Origin of the sequence: Coprococcus sp. ART55/1, assembly GCF_000210595.1 — a bacterium.
Classification (GTDB): Bacteria; Bacillota; Clostridia; order Lachnospirales; family Lachnospiraceae; genus Coprococcus; species Coprococcus aceti.
This window is the reverse complement of sequence record NC_021018.1, coordinates 1,195,812-1,212,549: the sequence shown is the minus strand read 5'-3', so window position 1 is coordinate 1,212,549 and position 16,738 is coordinate 1,195,812. Positions and strand designations below refer to the sequence as shown.

Here is a 16,738-nt window from a genome sequence, read left to right as displayed (position 1 = left end):
TTTTATGTTTTTAATTTGTGGCAAAACATGTATAATTAAAATGATTAAGTTCAGATATAAGTAAAAATGATGATGGGCATATCAGATATGTATGCCAGTTTGCATATTGGATTAAGAACTTATATAGAATGAGGTGTGGGATATTGCACAGGGCGTATGTTCTAAGAAAAGAAAATAATAAATATATGCTGGATGTTATCAGTCCGTATGAAGCACTGTACAGTTCTGTATTTGGGGTGCAGGCGGATACGCTGTCCTATTCACAGGATGGTATGTGCAGGCGGATGTTCGATGAACTCATAGACAAACTGAATTACAGGGAGAAGATAGTGATAGATAAGCTCTATGGCTACAGACATGACAGATGCAGTGTGCCGGAACTTGCCTGTGAGCTGGAGACCGATGAGGAAGGTGTGAACAGTCTGAAGAACAGTGCGCTGGACAGACTGAGGGATCCGGATAATTACAAATATCTGGAGAAACGGTGGTATTCAGGAACGGATATAACCAACACTGAGTACGAGCTTGATTTCAGGAGAAAGCTCAGAGCGGAGCTTCAGAGATATCTGGCCGGTCAGAAGTCAGATATTGACATTTTAAGTGCGATAATGAGGAGAAATAAGATCTCTGTACAAAGAATATACAGGAATGTGCAGGCGGCAGCTACGGATCAGGGACGGTTTGAGACCTCTATATCAGGGAAGAAGAGCATAGATGATGCTGTAAATGCGCTGAAGGCGTTCAAGATAGCTGCACGTCCTGTTGAGAGCATCAGGAAGAAAAAGTCTGTAAGGGGAAATGTAGAGACCGTGCTCATAACAAATGATGGGATTGAGCAGGCGTATAAATACAGCGGACTCAGCGATGAGGATATAGCGGAGTGCGTGTGTCATGTACTGACAGACAGTGACGAGGGACATGGCTGTATACTTGACTTCAATATGTCAGATGGACTTATGGGACTCCTGTTGCTGAAGGGCTATCTGTATCTCGACAGTCTCATGGAGGACAGAGACAGGATATTGGCGGAGCTTCAGAGTGGAGGCTTTCAGACTCAGGCGGAGGAATTTGCAAAATTTGCGGACAAGGCGGAGATATACATAGAGGATAAGACGCACACGTCCATGACGTTTATTGTTGTGCCGGAGGCTGTTGCGCTTCGAATATATGAGGATAGGCCGGTGGATTACCATGAACTGCTGTCCTGCGCGGAGGAGACGGACAGGGAGTTTGCGGTCATGCTCATAAGAAATGAGAAGAAGGAATTTGCTGACTTTTCGGGACTTACGGTCACCGATGCTGCAAAACAAAGGCTCAGCGTATTGCAGAGAGACAATGAACATGCAGATGCGGTGTGATATATATTGACTTTAGGAGGAAAAACGATGGGATTGATAGCGGTCAATATCATAGGCTTGATAATGTTCATACTGGCAATAGTAATGTTTGTGCTGGCTGATAGTATGGTGGGAATAGCTATAGGTGTTGTGATCAGTGTAGTGTGGCTGACATTCACCATAACAGCAAATGTACATATACTCAAGGGAAGACGCTCGACGGAGAAGCTCAAGGACAGTGCCAGGGGACATTTGTTTGATGCACAGATAGAGAGACTCAACAGACAGTATGAGAGCATAATGTCCAGGGAGGAATACTTCCAGGAGAATGTGGAGGAGGGCAGTGGTGTCCGCAATCTGTACGAGGATATAAAGCAGCAGGCACAGAGCAACATGGACAGTGCCATAGGCTTTATACAGACATACGATTATTACACGAGACCCCAGCCGGTATACCTCGACAATCTGTGCAGACAGGGCGACGAGCTGGTGAGAAAATTCAATATTCTGGTGGAGAAGATGGTTGATATTGACACCAACCTGAGCTCGCTGGATATGAAATATGTGGATGATGTCATAGAGTGCATGAATGGCATGAGGCAGGATGTCCACAGTCAGGGAATGTAAAAGGAGGAAGAAATGGATAAAAGGACAAAAGGATTAGTGGTAGTCGGCGTGCTGGTGATAATTGCGATGATCGCGGTCATTATCGGAATAGTCGGCAGGAAGGTTATCAACATAGCAGGCGGTGGAAATGGAGGACCATCAAGATCGGATATGACTCTTGATGAGTTATATGCAGATCTCGATGTAAATGAAGCGACCCCTGTAAAGGGTACGGTCACTCTGGACACTCCGGATCTGTATGCGGAGCTGCCTGAGATAGACAAATATCCACTGGCAGTTGAGGGCAATGGAGACATAGATATAGAGATATTTACATCAGGTGAGAAGGCGGGAAAGGACAACGACTCATGGCTTATAGATGTTGCAAATTCCTTCAACGGTTCTGGTGTGAAGACAGCGGACGGCAAGTCGGTATCGATGAGCGTGAGATCAGTGCCATCCGGTACAGCCGCTGACTATATCATTTCCGGCAAATATCTCCCGGATCTGTACACCCCGAGCAACACCCTGTTCGGAGAGTATGCGATGTCGAACAGCGGCAGCCTTGAGCTTTACGCGGACAGACTGGTTGGAAATACAGCGGGAATCCTTGTGAAGAAGGACAGCGGTTACACTACTGCTGCCGATGCCATAAAGGCCGTTCAGGACAACAAGATCACCATGGGATACACGAACCCACAGACAAGTGCCACAGGACTTAACCTCCTGCTCACGCTGCTTCAGGACGGAGAAGATAACTTTACAAAGTTTAACTCAAACATACCATACGTTGCATATACAACACAGCAGATGAGAGATAGTGCATCAAACGGAACACTCGATGCTATGCTGTCAGAGTATCAGGCATATATCAATGACAGCAATCTCGTGTCAATGTATGATTTCATTGCATTTGGCGTGAGACATGACAATCCTGTATACATATGTAATAAGTCGGGAAAGTCTGCATCAGAGCTTGAGGCCATACAGCTCGTTGTGGATTACTGCAAGAGTGATGATATGCAGACGATCGCGACAAAGAAGGGCTTCAATGCCAACGATGATTATACTGCGACGGAAGAATTTTCCGGTGCACAGGTCACACAGGGTCTCAAGACATACAAGAAGACAAAGGATAACGGCAAGGACATCATCGCGGTGTTTGTTGCGGACTGCAGCGGTTCCATGGACGGAGATCCTATGAACCAGCTCAAGAACAGTCTGACAAACGGTGCGCAGTATATCAATGACAACAATTATGTTGGGCTTGTCAGCTACTCAAGCTCAGTTACAGTGGAGGTTCCGATCGCCCAGTTTGACCTGAACCAGAGATCATATTTCCAGGGATCGGTCAACAATCTGATGGCTTCAGGCGGAACGGCTTCGTATGATGCCGTTGTGGTTGCGATGAAGATGATAACCGATGCAAAGGCAGAGCACCCGGATGCAAAGTGTATGCTGTTCCTTCTCAGCGATGGATATGCCAATGTGGGATATTCCATGGATGAGATAACAAGTGCGCTCAGACAGTCGAACATACCTGTATACACGATAGGTTACGGCGGAGATGCTGACACGGATGAGCTTACAAAGCTCTCAGGAATAAATGAGGCGGCATCTATAAATGCGGACAGTGATGATATTATTTACAAGATAAAGAGCCTGTTCAATTCACAGCTTTAAAATTTATCGGTAAAATACATCATAAAAAACAGTTGCATTCCGTTGGCATATGGAATACAATATAGTCGTTTTTAAGAGACAACTGCATACGATGATAGATCTTCGGGGGTGAGTGCAATTCTCCACCGACGGTGTTAGGGAAACCTTAAGTCCGTGAGCCATGAGGCATGATCCGGTGTGATTCCGGGACCGACAGTATAGTCTGGATGAGAGAAGTATTATATATTCAGAACAGGGTATCTGATGGAAGTCCGTTGTGATGGATTTCGGTGATGGATACCTGAACAAGAGAAAACCCCGAAGTTATCTTCGGGGTTTTTTCTTGTGTTTTGAACAGATACTTCGGAGGCTTGAATGAGCAATATCCGATAGTCTGTCTGTAAAGGTATTAAGTAGGATGGTGGTCATATGGAAAAATATGATATAGATGATGAATTTGATCCGTCATATATGAGACGTGCCATAGAGCTTGCAAGGCGCGGCACTGGAGCAGTGAATCCAAATCCGCTTGTAGGTGCTGTCATAGTGAAGGATGGCAGGATCATAGGAGAGGGATATCATGTGAGATATGGAGAGCTCCACGCTGAGCGCGCAGCATTTGCCAGTCTTAAGGATCAGGCAGATGCCGAGGGCGCAGTCATGTATGTGACGCTTGAGCCGTGCTGCCATTTTGGCAAGCAGCCTCCATGTGTGGACGCGATCATAGAGCACAAGATCAGAAAGGTCTACTGTGGTTCCGATGATCCGAATGCCATGGTGGCAGGAAAAGGTTTTAAGAGACTGCGTGATGCCGGGATAGAGGTGTACACACACTGCCTCAAAGCCGAGTGCGATGCCATAAACGGTATTTTCTTTAAGTATATAGTAAATAAACAGCCGTATGTGACCATGAAATATGCCATGACCATGGATGGCAGGATCGCTACCCACACAGGGGCCAGCAAGTGGATAACCGGTGAGGCATCAAGGGCGTATGTCATGGAACTCAGAAACAGACATAAGGGTATTATGGCGGGCATAGGAACAGTGCTTGCGGATGATCCGATGCTGACATGCAGAATAGAGAAAAGCACGGACAGGGATACTGATAATGTCAGAAATCCGATCAGGATAGTTTGTGACAGCAAGCTCAGGATTCCGGAGGATTCACAGATCGTACAGACAGCCGGGGAGATAGAGACCATAGTTGCCACGACGGCAGCGGGAGCTTCAGACTCAGCAAAGTGTGAGAGACTCAAGGATAAAGGTGTAAGCATCATAGAGACCGAAGATGTGGATGGACAGGTGGATCTAAGGCAGCTCATGACGATCCTCGGCGGGAAAGGCATAGACGGAATACTGCTTGAGGGCGGCGGCGAGCTCAACTACAGCATGGTGTCTGAAGGTCTTGTGGATGAGGCATGTGTATTCATTGCCCCGAAGATATTTGGCGGCGAGGGCAAGTACAGTCCGGTATCCGGAACGGGTGTTGATGTGCCTGCGGATGCACATATGTTTGGACTTGACGAGGTCAGAAGATTTGATGAAGATGTGATGCTCAGATACAAAAAGGTTTAAGAACTTATAGAAAAGAGGTCATACATGTTCACAGGAATAGTAGAAGAGATAGGAACTATAAGAAAGATAGATAAAGGTGTAAGCTCCTGCAGCATCACGGTGCAGGCAGACAAGGTTCTCCATGGAAGCCAGGTTGGAGACAGTATAGCGGTAAACGGTGTGTGTCTTACTGCAACCGGCATATCGGGGAATATCTTTACTGCGGATGTCATGCCTGAGACTTTGAGACGAAGCGGACTTGGACAGCTTACCGGTGGCAGCAGGGTGAACCTTGAGCGTGCCATGGCGGCCGGAGGAAGATTTGGCGGACATATAGTGTCAGGACATATAGATGGAACCGGAACGATCAGAGAGCTCAAAAGGGAGGACAATGCAGTGTGGGTGACAATAGATTGTTCTCCGAAGATACTCAGATACATCATTGAGAAGGGCTCAATAGCCATAGACGGTATAAGCCTTACGGTTGCGTATGTCGATGATACATGCTTTAAGGTGTCGATCATTCCGCACACGGCGGGAGAGACGACGCTGCTGGATGGCAAGCCGGGCAAGGTGGTCAACCTTGAAAATGACGTGGTTGGAAAGTATGTTGAGAAACTGCTTATGCCATACAAAGGTGACGATACAGATGAAAAGCTTTCAAATGGAAATGCTTCAGATAGATCAGGACTTGATATGAAGTTTCTGGCAGAAAATGGATTTATGTAGACAGATATTTTAAGGAGGTAGAGTGATGAGTTTTGAATTCAACTCGATAGAGGAGATCGCTGCAGATCTTGCGGCGGGAAAGCCGGTTGTCATGCTCGACAACGAGGACAGAGAGAATGAGGGAGATGTAATCTGTGCAGCAGAATTTGCTACAACGGAGAATGTCAACTTCATGGCAAAGTGGGCGAGAGGTCTCATATGCATGCCTATGGATGCGTCATATGCGGATAAGCTGAATCTCCCACAGATGTGTATAACCAATACAGATAACCACTGCACAGCATTTTCAGTATCAGTGGATCATGTGGATACAACCACCGGAATCTCAGCCGAGGAGAGAGGCTACACAGCCAGAAAATTTGTGGATGAGAATGCAAAGCCGGATGACTTCAGAAGGCCGGGACATATGTTCCCACTTCAGGCAGTTGCAGGCGGAGTCATAGAGAGAAACGGCCACACAGAGGCTACGGTTGATCTTATGAAGGTTGCAGGACTTAAGCCTTGCGGACTGTGCTGTGAGATCATGAAGGATGACGGAACCATGGCGAGAAAGGATGACCTTGTGGAATTTGCAAAGGTTCATGGCCTTAAGATATCGACCATAGAGAAGCTTGTGCAGTACAGAAAAGAGCATGAAGTATTTGTTGAGTGCGTAGCCAAGGCAAAGCTTCCAACAAAGTATGGTGAGTTTACGATCTGTGGATATATCAACAAGCTGAACGGTGAACATCACGTAGCACTCACAATGGGTGATATAGCTGACGGCAAGCCTGTTCTCTGCCGTGTGCACAGCGAGTGCCTCACAGGCGATTGCTTCGGCTCACAGAAGTGTGACTGCGGACAGCAGCTCGATGCGGCCATGAAGGCCATTGCCAAGGAAGGTAGAGGCGTGCTCCTGTACATGAGACAGGAGGGCAGAGGAATCGGCCTTATCAACAAGATCAAGGCATATGCGCTTCAGGATCAGGGGCTTGACACCGTTGAGGCAAACCTCAAGCTTGGTTTCCCTGATGATGCAAGGGATTACACCATAGGAACACAGATACTTGTGGATCTCGGAATCAGACAGATCAGACTCCTCACCAACAATCCACTCAAGGTATACGGCCTTGCAGGCTACAATCTTGAGATCGTGGAGAGAGTTCCTATAGAGATAGAGCCAACCAAGTTTGACGCATTTTATCTCAAGACAAAAAAGAGAAAATGGGTCATATGTTACACGAAGTCTAATATTTCATAAGGAGGGGCTGGGTAAGCTCCGATATAGAATAAGGAGGATAAATCAGATGAATAAGGTAGAAGGAAAGTTAGTAGCAAATGGAGCAAAGATAGGTATAGTAGCAGCGAGATTCAATGAGTTCATAGTTTCAAAGCTGGTCAGCGGTGCAGAGGATGCGCTTCTCCGTCATGATGTGAATGCAGACGACATCACAGTTGCATGGGTTCCGGGTGCATTTGAGATCCCTGTAATCGCAAAGAAGATGGCTGCAAGCGGCAAGTATGACGCTGTTATCTGTCTTGGTGCTGTTATCCGTGGTGCGACAAGCCACTATGATTATGTGTGCAACGAGGTTTCAAAGGGCGTTGCCTCAGTATCACTTGAGACAGGTGTACCTGTAATGTTCGGAGTTGTTACAACAGAGAATATCGAGCAGGCCATCGAGCGTGCAGGAACAAAGGCCGGCAACAAGGGTTATGACTGCGCTATGGGAGCTCTTGAGATGATCGACCTCATGAAGCAGTTGTAATGCAGACTGCAGAAAATGCGATATAATGAAGCATGCTGATGCATGCGCAGGTTATCAAGTGAAAATATAATGCGTACAGAAGATACAGGCACGTGTAGTTATAATACATGTGCCTGTAAATATATGACAGGATGGATATAATATATGAAAAGCACAGACAGGAAGATATTGTTCTTTGATATAGACGGAACGCTTATAACCGAGGACGGAAGGAGATACTTCCCGGACAGCGCAAGGCATGCGCTGGCGCAGGCGAGAGCCAACGGACATCTGGTGTTCATCAACACTGGCAGGGTTTACTGTAATGTCACTGATGAGATCAAGGCTGCGGGTTTTGATGGCTTTGTGTGTGGCTGCGGAACATCCATTTACTATGACGGCAAAGAGCTGTTCCACAATGATGTCAGCAGGGATGTGTGCAGGGATATAGCTTATGCATGCCGCAGATATGACATGTTTGGAATGTATGAGCACAGAGACAAGGTGTACGTGGACGGTCAGAACATGGGAAATGAACTCCTTGCAGAGATGGTCAGATACTTCCGGGCAAATGGAATATTTGTTGGGGAGGATGTGGACTCGGATGACTTTGAATTCGACAAGTTCTGCTGCTGGTTCGCGGATGACAATAAAAATGTTCCTGAGTTCCGCGCGTATGTATCACAGCATTTTGACTATATCGACAGAGGTTCAAATTTCTGCGAGATAGTTCCCAAGGGATTTAGTAAGGCGACAGGTATACAGTATCTTCTGGATTATTTTGATATTCCGCTTGAAAATGCATATGCATTTGGTGATGGCAACAATGACGCACCTATGTTATTATATTGTCCGAACAGCATAATCATGGAGAAGGGGCCGGAGGAGCTCAAAAGACAGGTTATGATGGTCACAGACGATGCGGAGAATGATGGAATATATAAGGCTATGGTGAAGCTTGGGATCATAGAGCCGATGGAATAGCTGGTTCATTTTGCCGGTCAATAATTATTAGAGTTGGAGATTTATATGGAAGAACAGGAAGAGAACAAGAAGGTGACGCTGCTCGATCAGTTGTCGATAGCGGTCAGCAGTCCGAAGAATTACAAACAACTGGTTAAGCTGAAGACGGGACGCCTTGTGTGGTTTGTGGTGATCATATCCTTTTTACTGGCATTTATAGAGTTTGGAATAGACGCCATATTCTGGGTTGGCAAGGTCGGAGGTCTGAGGAATCTCATAACAAATAAGATCCCGGCATTCACATATCATGACAATAAGCTCGACATGGAACATGATATGCAGCTTGAGATAGGAAATGCTACTCTGTACATCAACACGGAGAATGCGTCAGTGAACCTTGACTCCATGGAAACGGATGGAGTGTACATCGCCATAGGAAGTGAGAATATAGTCATGGGAATGGTCTCAGATGGCAAGGGCTATGATTACATGGAGACACCGCTCAAATACATGTTCCTGCCGGATGGCTTCAACAATAGCAAGCTGGCGGTACTGACACCGGTATTTTATATGTACATGGTGATCATGTTCATTGCGGTGATGGTGGCATCGGCGGGCAGACAGCTTCTCCTTGCGCTGATATTCAGTATAGCGGGCAATAGACTTGCAAGAATTCTCAACACGGGACTGTCCTACGGCAAGGTATTTACGATATGTGTCTATGCACAGACTCTGGCGGTGTTCATAATGTCGGTCAACACTGCTCTTGGATATCTGTTATCCTCGTTTGTTGTATGGATCATCGCACTTGTCGTGTCCATGGTATTTATGAACAAAGCTATAGGAAGCTATGTGAGTGGAGATATACCGCCGGGAGATGTGTTCTGATAAGGCGGTCATTTGGTTTGAATAGGTGGAGGCATATATGGAGATAGAGAGAAAATACCTTGTACATGAGATACCTGTCGATCTGACAAAATATCAGGTGAAGCACATGGAACAGATGTATGTGTCCGTGAAGCCGGTCATAAGGATCAGGAGAACGGACGACAGACGTGTGCTCACGGTCAAATCCAAGGGACTGCTCAGCAGGCAGGAATTCGAGATGGATCTGGACGAGGATGAATACAGGAATCTCAGATGTAAGGCAGACGGCAATATAATAGAGAAGGACCGGTATATAATACCGCTTTCCGATACAGACGGAACCTGTGGTGACAGTGAAGTGGACAGGGAACTGAAGATCGAGCTGGACGTGTTCGACGGGATATTTGGCGGACTCACCTATGCTGAGGTTGAATTCCCGGAGGAGAAATTTGCAAATACATTTGTGCCGCCAACGTGGTTTGGCAGGGATGTGACTGAGGACGGTATCTATCAGAACAGCGCCCTGAGCGGCATGGACAGACGTGATATAGACAGTTTTGTAAAGAGTGCGAATAAGGAGGAAAAGTGATGAAGGCAAGAGTTTTATTTGCAACAGGTTATGAAGAGGTAGAGGCTCTCACGGTGGTGGATCTCTTGAGGAGAGCCGGAGTTGAGTGCCTGATGGTGTCGGCTGACGATCAGGATACAGTGACAGGAGCGCGCGGCATGGAGGTCACGATGGATGAGAAGTTATCAGAGATCGATGACCAGTGCGATCTTGTAGTTCTTCCTGGAGGTATTCCGGGGGTTCCGAACCTCAAGACAAATTCAAAGGTTCAGGCCATGGTCAAGGCACAGAATGACAGAGGCGGTTATGTGGCTGCTATCTGTGCGGGACCTACAGCACTTGGCGCATTTGGCGTGCTTGCGGACAAGAATGCAACATGTTATCCGGGATGTGAGGATCAGCTCATGGCGAAGCGCCACAGCACGGAGCCGGTAGTGGTGGACGGAAATGTAATCACCAGCAGAGGAGTGGGAACAGCCATAGAATTTGCACTTAAGCTGGTTGAGATACTCATAGACAGACAGACTGCGGACGATCTCGCAGAGAAGATAGTATATAAGAGATAATGAATATAAAAATATCAGTTAGGAGCCTGGTGGAATTCATCTTCCGCAGTGGCGATATAAGTGATAGCAGTAGTGGGACTCTGTCCAGAGAAGCGATGAATGCGGGTAGCAGGATTCACAGGAAGCTTCAGAAAAGGGCAGGGTCTCATTATAATTCAGAGGTGCCGCTCCGGTATACAGAGGAGCTTGGCGGACATCTGATAACTGTGGAGGGCCGGGCTGATGGAATCATAGACAGATGCGGTGGCGAACAGGAAGAGTCCGGGGATATTGACGACGGCTTTGACATGGCAGAGGGGTATGCTGTGGACTTCCATGACAGCGATGTGCTTATAGATGAGATAAAGGGCATATACAGGAACCTCGATGACATGGAGAGCCCGCAGCGCGTCCACGTGGCCCAGGCGATGTGCTATGCGTATATATATTCAAAAGAGAATAATTATAGCTGGATAGATGTGAGGATAAGTTATGTAAACCTTGACAGCGAGAAGGAGAAGTTCTTCAGGCGGAGATATTCATTTGGCTATCTGGAGAAATGGTTCAGCTCAATGATGGCGGAGCTTTGCAAATGGATTGATCTGGTGGAAAAGCATCAGCTCATGAGGAATCAGTCCATCTCGGACATGGAGTTCCCATTTGAGTACAGGAAGGGCCAGAAGGAGATGGCTCTGTATGTGTACAGGGCTATTGAGCAGGAAAAACATCTGTATGTCCAGGCACCAACTGGAATCGGAAAGACCATGGCGGCGGTGTACCCGTCCATAAAATCCATGGTTCAGGGACATGTGTCGAAAATATTCTATCTGACAGCCAAGACCATAGCCCACACTGTGTCGAGAAATGCGGTGGAGCTGCTGGAGGACAGAGGTCTCAGGCTTAAGACTGTAATACTCACGGCAAAAGAGAAGATATGCTGTCAGGAACAGGTGGATTGCAATCCTGCGGTATGTCCGTATGCCGAGGGGCATTTTGACAGGGTAAATGATGCGCTGTACGACGTGGTATTACATGAGACGGTGGTTGACAGAGATGTGGTAATACGGTACGCACAGGCTCACAGGGTGTGTCCGTTTGAGTTGAGCCTTGATGTGAGTCTGTTTGCTGACATGGTGATATGTGACTATAACTATGTCTTTGATCCGAGGGCGAGCCTCAAGAGGTTCTTTGCGGCAGAGGGCGGTAAGCCGGGAGATTATGTATTCCTTGTGGATGAGGCGCACAACCTTGTGGACAGGGCTTCGTCCATGTACAGTGCGGAGATTGTGAAGGAGGACTTTCTGGAGCTCAAGAAGCTCACAGCCCAGTATGGCGGCCGTATGGCAAGACATATAGGAAGCTGCAACAGAGAGCTGCTTACGATGAAGAAGGAGGTTCCTGAGGAGGGATACAGGGTGCTCTCGAGCATAGCACCTCTTCACCTGAAATTGCTCAGCCTCCATGAAGCAATACAGCTCTTTCTGGAGGAGCACAGGCAGATCCCGGAGAGAAAGGAAGTCCTGAACTTTTATTTTAATCTCACTTCATTTCTGAACATTGCGGAGATGATGGATGAGAATTATGTCGTGTATGACGAGATAAGGGATGACGGAAGATTTGTGGTGAGACTGTACTGCGTCAAGCCTGCAGTTAACATAAGAAACTGCTTGGACAAAGGGCTTGCCACGGTGTTTTTCTCGGCTACGATACTTCCTGTCAGATATTATATGGAGATGCTGTCGGACTGCCCGGAGGACAGGGCAATATACATCCCGTCTCCATTTTCTGCGGAGAACAGGAAGATAATGATAGCAAATGATGTCACGACCAGATACACGAACCGTAATGAGGCGATGTACAGGAACATTTACAGCTATATAGAGCGCGTGATAAGTGCGAGACCGGGCAACTATATGGTGTTCTTTCCATCGTATGCCATGCTGGAGAAGGTGCATGTGCTCACTGAAGAGCTTCCAGAGTCTCTTGGGGTGGAAGTTATAGCCCAGGAACAATACATGACGGAGAGCGACAGAGAGAGCTTTCTGAGGGCATTTGAGGAGAAGGACAATGTGCTGGCACTGTGTATCATGGGCGGAATATTCTCCGAGGGAATCGATCTGACTGGTGACAGGCTGATAGGAGCGATAATAGTCGGACCCGGTCTTCCCCAGGTGTGCACGGAGAGAAAGCTGATGATGGATTACTTCGACAGCAGAACCGCGGCGGACGAAAAAGAGGCTGCATCCGACAGGAATGGATTCAGATATGCGTACCAGTACCCGGGAATAAACAAGGTATTTCAGGCTGCCGGAAGAGTCATAAGGACGGAGACGGATCAGGGGATAATACTTCTGATAGACGAGAGATTTGCCACCAGGCGTTACACGGAGCTGTTTCCTGTGGAATGGAATGACAGCGTGATATGCAACATGCAAAATGTGGACGGGATCCTTGAACAGTTCTGGGATTATAAAAGTAAAGAGATTTAAATATACAAAAGCATAATACAGTGCTATAATGGACACCTGATGAAGCCGGAGCGGCGGTAAAGCCCGGTTGTATATATTTTATCAATATGAAAAAAAGGGGATAGTGATGGTAGATATAACAGTAAAAAATATTCTGGAAGCTACAGGAGGCGTACTCCTCTGCGGAGATGAGAACACTGTTCTCACTGACATCTGTATAAACTCTAAGGAGGCCAAGGAGGGCGATCTGTTCGTTCCAATCATAGGAACAAGAACCGACGGACACAGATTTATAGAATCAGCACTTCAGACTGCAGCAGCCACACTCACATCGGAGCATGACAATGTTGTGGTGTCGGACAAGGCGTATATCAGGGTGGATGATACTGTTAAGGCATTGCAGGCCATTGGAAAGTATATAAGGAACAGATACGATATGCCTGTTGTGGCGGTTACAGGAAGCGTGGGCAAGACCACGACAAGAGAGATGATCACAGCGGCTGTCAGTGCTGGAATGAAGTGCTTCCACACAGAGGGCAATTATAATTCGGTGTATGGCGAGCCTATCACGGTGTCAAGGATGACAGACGAGTACGATGTGGCTGTTCTTGAGCTTGGAATCGGCGAGCCGGGTGAGATGGACATCCTCACTGATATAGCTCAGCCGGATATATGCGTTATAACGACCATAGGCGTTGCACATATAGAATATATGGGTTCACTGGAGAACACCCGCAAGGAGAAGCTCAACATCATCAAGGGCATGGGCGAGAATGGAACACTGTATATCAACGGTGATGATCCTATGCTGTATGCGGTCAAGGATGAGATACCATGTAAGGTATACACATATGGCTGCGGCGAGGGCATGGACTTCAGAGCAACTAACATCCGCATGGAGGATGGATATTCTGTATACGATATGGTACATGGGGATGACGTTGTAACTGTCAAGGTAGGAGTGATGGGACTGCACAACGTGCGCAATTCATTGGTGGCCATGGCTGTGTCGCATCAGCTTGGAGTTCCATATGAGAAGTCGTCGAAGGCATTTGAGAATTTCAGAGGTCTCAGACAGAAGGTCATCAAGCTTCCTGGCAAATACACGATCATAGACGATACATACAATGCAAGCCCTGATTCCATGAAGGCTAGCACCGATGTCCTCTGTGACATGAAGTGCGAGGGCAAGAAGTATATCGTGCTCGGCGATATGCTTGAGCTCGGAGAGAAGAGCGATGAGTACCACTATGAAGTCGGAGAGTATCTCAGAGATAAGAAGATAGATGAGGTCATAGTCATCGGAGAGCATGCCCAGAAGATCAAGGAAGCTCTGGATGCCTGTGATACGAAGTATGCCAAGACTGTGTCATTCACTGACACGGAGGAGATCGCGATATACCTTATGGCGCTCATGAAGCCTGAGGATATAGTGCTTTTGAAGGGATCAAACGGAATGAAATTGAGTGAAGTGGTTAATATTCTCACGAATTAGTGTGTGTATTTGTACAAAATGACAAAAGCGGTCACGGATTTACAACGATCTGTGACCGCCTTTTTGTGTAAAGTGTTGCCATTTATTGTAAATCAATTCCCAAAACGATACAAAAGGGAGAAAAGAATTTGGTTATATTGAAAAAATATAAAAAATGGAGTAATATCAACCTAGCTTGAAAATAAATACATAAGATTACATAGATACTTTTTATTTGGGAGGAAAGAATCATGGCTACAGCAAAGAAGGCAGATGAGACAAAGAAGGTAACAAAGGCAACACCTGCAGCAGCACTTGCTAAGGTTGAGGCAGTTAAGAAAGAGGAAGCTGCAAAGAAGACAGCAGCTACAGAGACAAAGGCAGCACCTGCAAAGAAGGCAGCTCCAGTTAAGGAAGAGCCAAAGGCAGCACCTGCAAAGAAAACAGCACCAGCTAAGAAGGAAGAGACAAAGGCAGCAGCACCTGCAAAGAAGGCTACAGCAAAGAAGGCAGTTCCAGCTAAGACAACAGAGAATGTATTTGTTGAGTTCGCTGGCGGTCAGATCAAGATGGCAGCAATCGTTGCTAAGGTGAAGGAAGTTATTGGCAATAAGACAGTTAAGGAATTGAACGTATACTACCAGCCAGAAACAGGCATGGTATATTATACAGCTGATGGAGAATCAGGTTCTTACAGTCTTTAATCTATAGATGTTTGTTTTAAGACGGATCCCGGTCGTAATGACTGGGATCTTTTTTCTTTGTGCAATATTGTGTTGTATATAAGTGCCTTTCTGTGATAATATGTCATGGGTTAGGATAATCTAACTAATGCTTTTACAGGGGGTAAGAGATGACAATACACGAGTATGGAGACAGGAAGAATCCGCATATACTGCTTATACATGGCATGTGGATGTGAATATATTAAAAAGCCTGTGATATGAACTTTGATTCATACCACAGGCTTTTTGCTTGCAGATAATACTATATATTATGAATTACTTTGTTGTCAGGAAATCTGCGTATGCTGTAGGAAGACCATGCTCTGTAGGATCAAGTCCCTTGATCTCTTCCTCCTCAGATACTCTAAGTCCCATAGTCTTCTTGATGATCAGGAATACGATGGTGATCGTAACTGCTGTCCATGCTGCAACTGCTGCAAATCCAAGTAACTGGATGAGAAGTGGATGAATGCCACCGCCGTAGAACAGACCGTTTAATGTATCATTTCCAGGAACAGTTGTTGTGGAGAAGAGACCTACAGCGATTGTTCCCCAGATACCATTTACACCATGTACGGCTACGGCACCGACAGGATCGTCAACATGTAATGCGTGGTCACAGAGCCATACTCCGAATACTACGAGAAGTCCGGCAACGATACCGATGATAGCTGCGCCGAAAGCATCGACTGTATCACAAGGAGCTGTGATGGCAACAAGACCAGCGAGTGAAGCGTTGAGACACATTGACACATCAGGCTTGCCATATTTGAGCCATGTAAATATCATACATGAAACTGTTGCAAGTGCAGGTGCGATAGTAGTAGTGAGGAAGATAGAACCTAACTGCTCAACAGATGTTGCGGCTGCACCGTTGAATCCGTACCAGCCGAACCACAGGATGAATACACCGAGTGCGCCGAGTGGAAGGTTATGACCAGGGAAGGTGTGAACCTTTACTACTTTGCCATTCTCATCCTTATTGAACTTTCCGATACGAGGTCCAAGTAATGCGGCACCAATCAGTGCTGAGATTCCACCTACCATATGGATGGCACATGAACCGGCAAAATCATGGAAGCCAAGTTTTACAAGCCAGCCACCTGGATTCCAGATCCAGTGAGCCTCAATAGGATATATCAGCAGTGAGATGATAGCTGAGTATACACAATATGCAGAGAACTTTGTTCTCTCTGCCATAGCTCCTGACACGATGGTTGCTGCTGTTGCACAGAACACAAGGTTGAATACGAAGCTTGACCAGTCATAGTTTTCAAAGTGAAGGAACAAATCCCATGATGGTTTTCCGATGAAACCTCCGAGTGCCCAGTCACTGCTGCCGAGCAGAAGTGATGAACCGAGGATCATGAATGAAACTGTACCGAGACAGAAATCCATGAGATTCTTCATTATAATGTTTCCGGCATTCTTGGCTCATGTGAAACCGGCCTCAACCATTGCAAATCCGGCCTGCATCCAGAATACCAGTGCGGCTCCGACAAGGAACCAT

At 46.6% G+C, this 16,738-nt stretch carries 13 protein-coding genes, 2 pseudogenes and 1 riboswitch; of the genes and pseudogenes, 14 read left to right on the top strand and 1 reads right to left on the bottom strand.

Annotation, left to right across the window (positions count from 1 at the left end; genetic code table 11):
• The first annotated feature begins 143 nt into the window (after positions 1-143).
• From CCU_RS05745 to CCU_RS05680, 14 genes and pseudogenes are all read left to right on the top strand, one after another.
• Positions 144-1,358 carry a hypothetical protein gene (locus CCU_RS05745; protein ID WP_243440865.1) on the top strand — a complete coding sequence of 405 codons (1,215 nt, stop codon included), beginning with the start codon at positions 144-146 and terminating at the stop codon, positions 1,356-1,358.
• A 27-nt stretch (positions 1,359-1,385) separates the two neighbouring features.
• The gene (locus CCU_RS05740) at positions 1,386-1,964 is read left to right on the top strand and encodes a hypothetical protein (RefSeq protein WP_015533914.1); all 579 of its coding nucleotides are present in this window, start codon (positions 1,386-1,388) and stop codon (positions 1,962-1,964) included.
• A gap of 12 nt (positions 1,965-1,976) precedes the next feature.
• Entirely contained in the window at positions 1,977-3,626 is a 1,650-nt protein-coding gene (locus tag CCU_RS05735; RefSeq protein ID WP_015533913.1) for a vWA domain-containing protein, read from the top strand.
• A gap of 94 nt (positions 3,627-3,720) precedes the next feature.
• A riboswitch (FMN riboswitch) is annotated at positions 3,721-3,848 on the top strand.
• Positions 3,849-4,034: 186 nt separating this feature from the next.
• On the top strand, positions 4,035-5,183 hold the full coding sequence (gene ribD, locus CCU_RS05730) for a bifunctional diaminohydroxyphosphoribosylaminopyrimidine deaminase/5-amino-6-(5-phosphoribosylamino)uracil reductase RibD (protein WP_015533912.1): 1,149 nt from the start codon (positions 4,035-4,037) through the stop codon (positions 5,181-5,183).
• A gap of 24 nt (positions 5,184-5,207) precedes the next feature.
• Entirely contained in the window at positions 5,208-5,891 is a 684-nt protein-coding gene (locus CCU_RS05725) for a riboflavin synthase (RefSeq protein ID WP_015533911.1), read from the top strand.
• Between the two features lie 25 nt (positions 5,892-5,916).
• Positions 5,917-7,121 (top strand): annotated as a pseudogene (locus tag CCU_RS05720) (bifunctional 3,4-dihydroxy-2-butanone-4-phosphate synthase/GTP cyclohydrolase II).
• 56 nt (positions 7,122-7,177) lie between these two features.
• On the top strand, positions 7,178-7,639 hold the full coding sequence (ribH, locus tag CCU_RS05715) for a 6,7-dimethyl-8-ribityllumazine synthase (RefSeq protein ID WP_015533909.1): 462 nt from the start codon (positions 7,178-7,180) through the stop codon (positions 7,637-7,639).
• 144 nt (positions 7,640-7,783) lie between these two features.
• Positions 7,784-8,602 (top strand): Cof-type HAD-IIB family hydrolase, encoded by an 819-nt coding sequence (locus CCU_RS05710; RefSeq protein ID WP_015533908.1) that lies wholly within the window; start codon positions 7,784-7,786, stop codon positions 8,600-8,602.
• A 45-nt stretch (positions 8,603-8,647) separates the two neighbouring features.
• Positions 8,648-9,469 (top strand): DUF1189 domain-containing protein, encoded by an 822-nt coding sequence (locus tag CCU_RS05705; protein WP_015533907.1) that lies wholly within the window; start codon positions 8,648-8,650, stop codon positions 9,467-9,469.
• Between the two features lie 37 nt (positions 9,470-9,506).
• Positions 9,507-10,037 (top strand): CYTH domain-containing protein, encoded by a 531-nt coding sequence (locus tag CCU_RS05700; protein WP_015533906.1) that lies wholly within the window; start codon positions 9,507-9,509, stop codon positions 10,035-10,037.
• Entirely contained in the window at positions 10,037-10,582 is a 546-nt protein-coding gene (locus CCU_RS05695) for a DJ-1 family glyoxalase III (protein WP_015533905.1), read from the top strand. The genes CCU_RS05700 and CCU_RS05695 overlap by 1 nt, the downstream gene beginning before the upstream one ends.
• Complete coding sequence (locus tag CCU_RS05690) at positions 10,582-13,050, top strand: ATP-dependent DNA helicase (protein ID WP_015533904.1); 2,469 nt, start codon at positions 10,582-10,584, stop codon at positions 13,048-13,050. The genes CCU_RS05695 and CCU_RS05690 overlap by 1 nt, the downstream gene beginning before the upstream one ends.
• Positions 13,051-13,156: 106 nt before the next feature.
• On the top strand, positions 13,157-14,524 hold the full coding sequence (locus tag CCU_RS05685) for a UDP-N-acetylmuramoyl-tripeptide--D-alanyl-D-alanine ligase (protein WP_015533903.1): 1,368 nt from the start codon (positions 13,157-13,159) through the stop codon (positions 14,522-14,524).
• A gap of 230 nt (positions 14,525-14,754) precedes the next feature.
• Positions 14,755-15,207 carry a DUF6465 family protein gene (locus CCU_RS05680; RefSeq protein WP_015533902.1) on the top strand — a complete coding sequence of 151 codons (453 nt, stop codon included), beginning with the start codon at positions 14,755-14,757 and terminating at the stop codon, positions 15,205-15,207.
• A 312-nt stretch (positions 15,208-15,519) separates the two neighbouring features.
• Here CCU_RS05680 and CCU_RS05675 read toward each other — a convergent pair.
• A pseudogene (locus CCU_RS05675) lies at positions 15,520-16,738 on the bottom strand (ammonium transporter); the annotation flags it as partial.

Coding starts and splice junctions, on each gene's coding strand:
- CCU_RS05680 (WP_015533902.1), top strand. CDS start 14,755: ATGGCTACAGCAAAGAAGGCAGATGAGACAAAGAAGGTAACAAAGGCA.
- CCU_RS05735 (WP_015533913.1), top strand. CDS start 1,977: ATGGATAAAAGGACAAAAGGATTAGTGGTAGTCGGCGTGCTGGTGATA.
- CCU_RS05685 (WP_015533903.1), top strand. CDS start 13,157: ATGGTAGATATAACAGTAAAAAATATTCTGGAAGCTACAGGAGGCGTA.
- CCU_RS05705 (WP_015533907.1), top strand. CDS start 8,648: ATGGAAGAACAGGAAGAGAACAAGAAGGTGACGCTGCTCGATCAGTTG.
- CCU_RS05700 (WP_015533906.1), top strand. CDS start 9,507: ATGGAGATAGAGAGAAAATACCTTGTACATGAGATACCTGTCGATCTG.
- CCU_RS05695 (WP_015533905.1), top strand. CDS start 10,037: ATGAAGGCAAGAGTTTTATTTGCAACAGGTTATGAAGAGGTAGAGGCT.
- CCU_RS05725 (WP_015533911.1), top strand. CDS start 5,208: ATGTTCACAGGAATAGTAGAAGAGATAGGAACTATAAGAAAGATAGAT.
- ribH (WP_015533909.1), top strand. CDS start 7,178: ATGAATAAGGTAGAAGGAAAGTTAGTAGCAAATGGAGCAAAGATAGGT.
- CCU_RS05690 (WP_015533904.1), top strand. CDS start 10,582: ATGAATATAAAAATATCAGTTAGGAGCCTGGTGGAATTCATCTTCCGC.
- CCU_RS05710 (WP_015533908.1), top strand. CDS start 7,784: ATGAAAAGCACAGACAGGAAGATATTGTTCTTTGATATAGACGGAACG.
- ribD (WP_015533912.1), top strand. CDS start 4,035: ATGGAAAAATATGATATAGATGATGAATTTGATCCGTCATATATGAGA.
- CCU_RS05740 (WP_015533914.1), top strand. CDS start 1,386: ATGGGATTGATAGCGGTCAATATCATAGGCTTGATAATGTTCATACTG.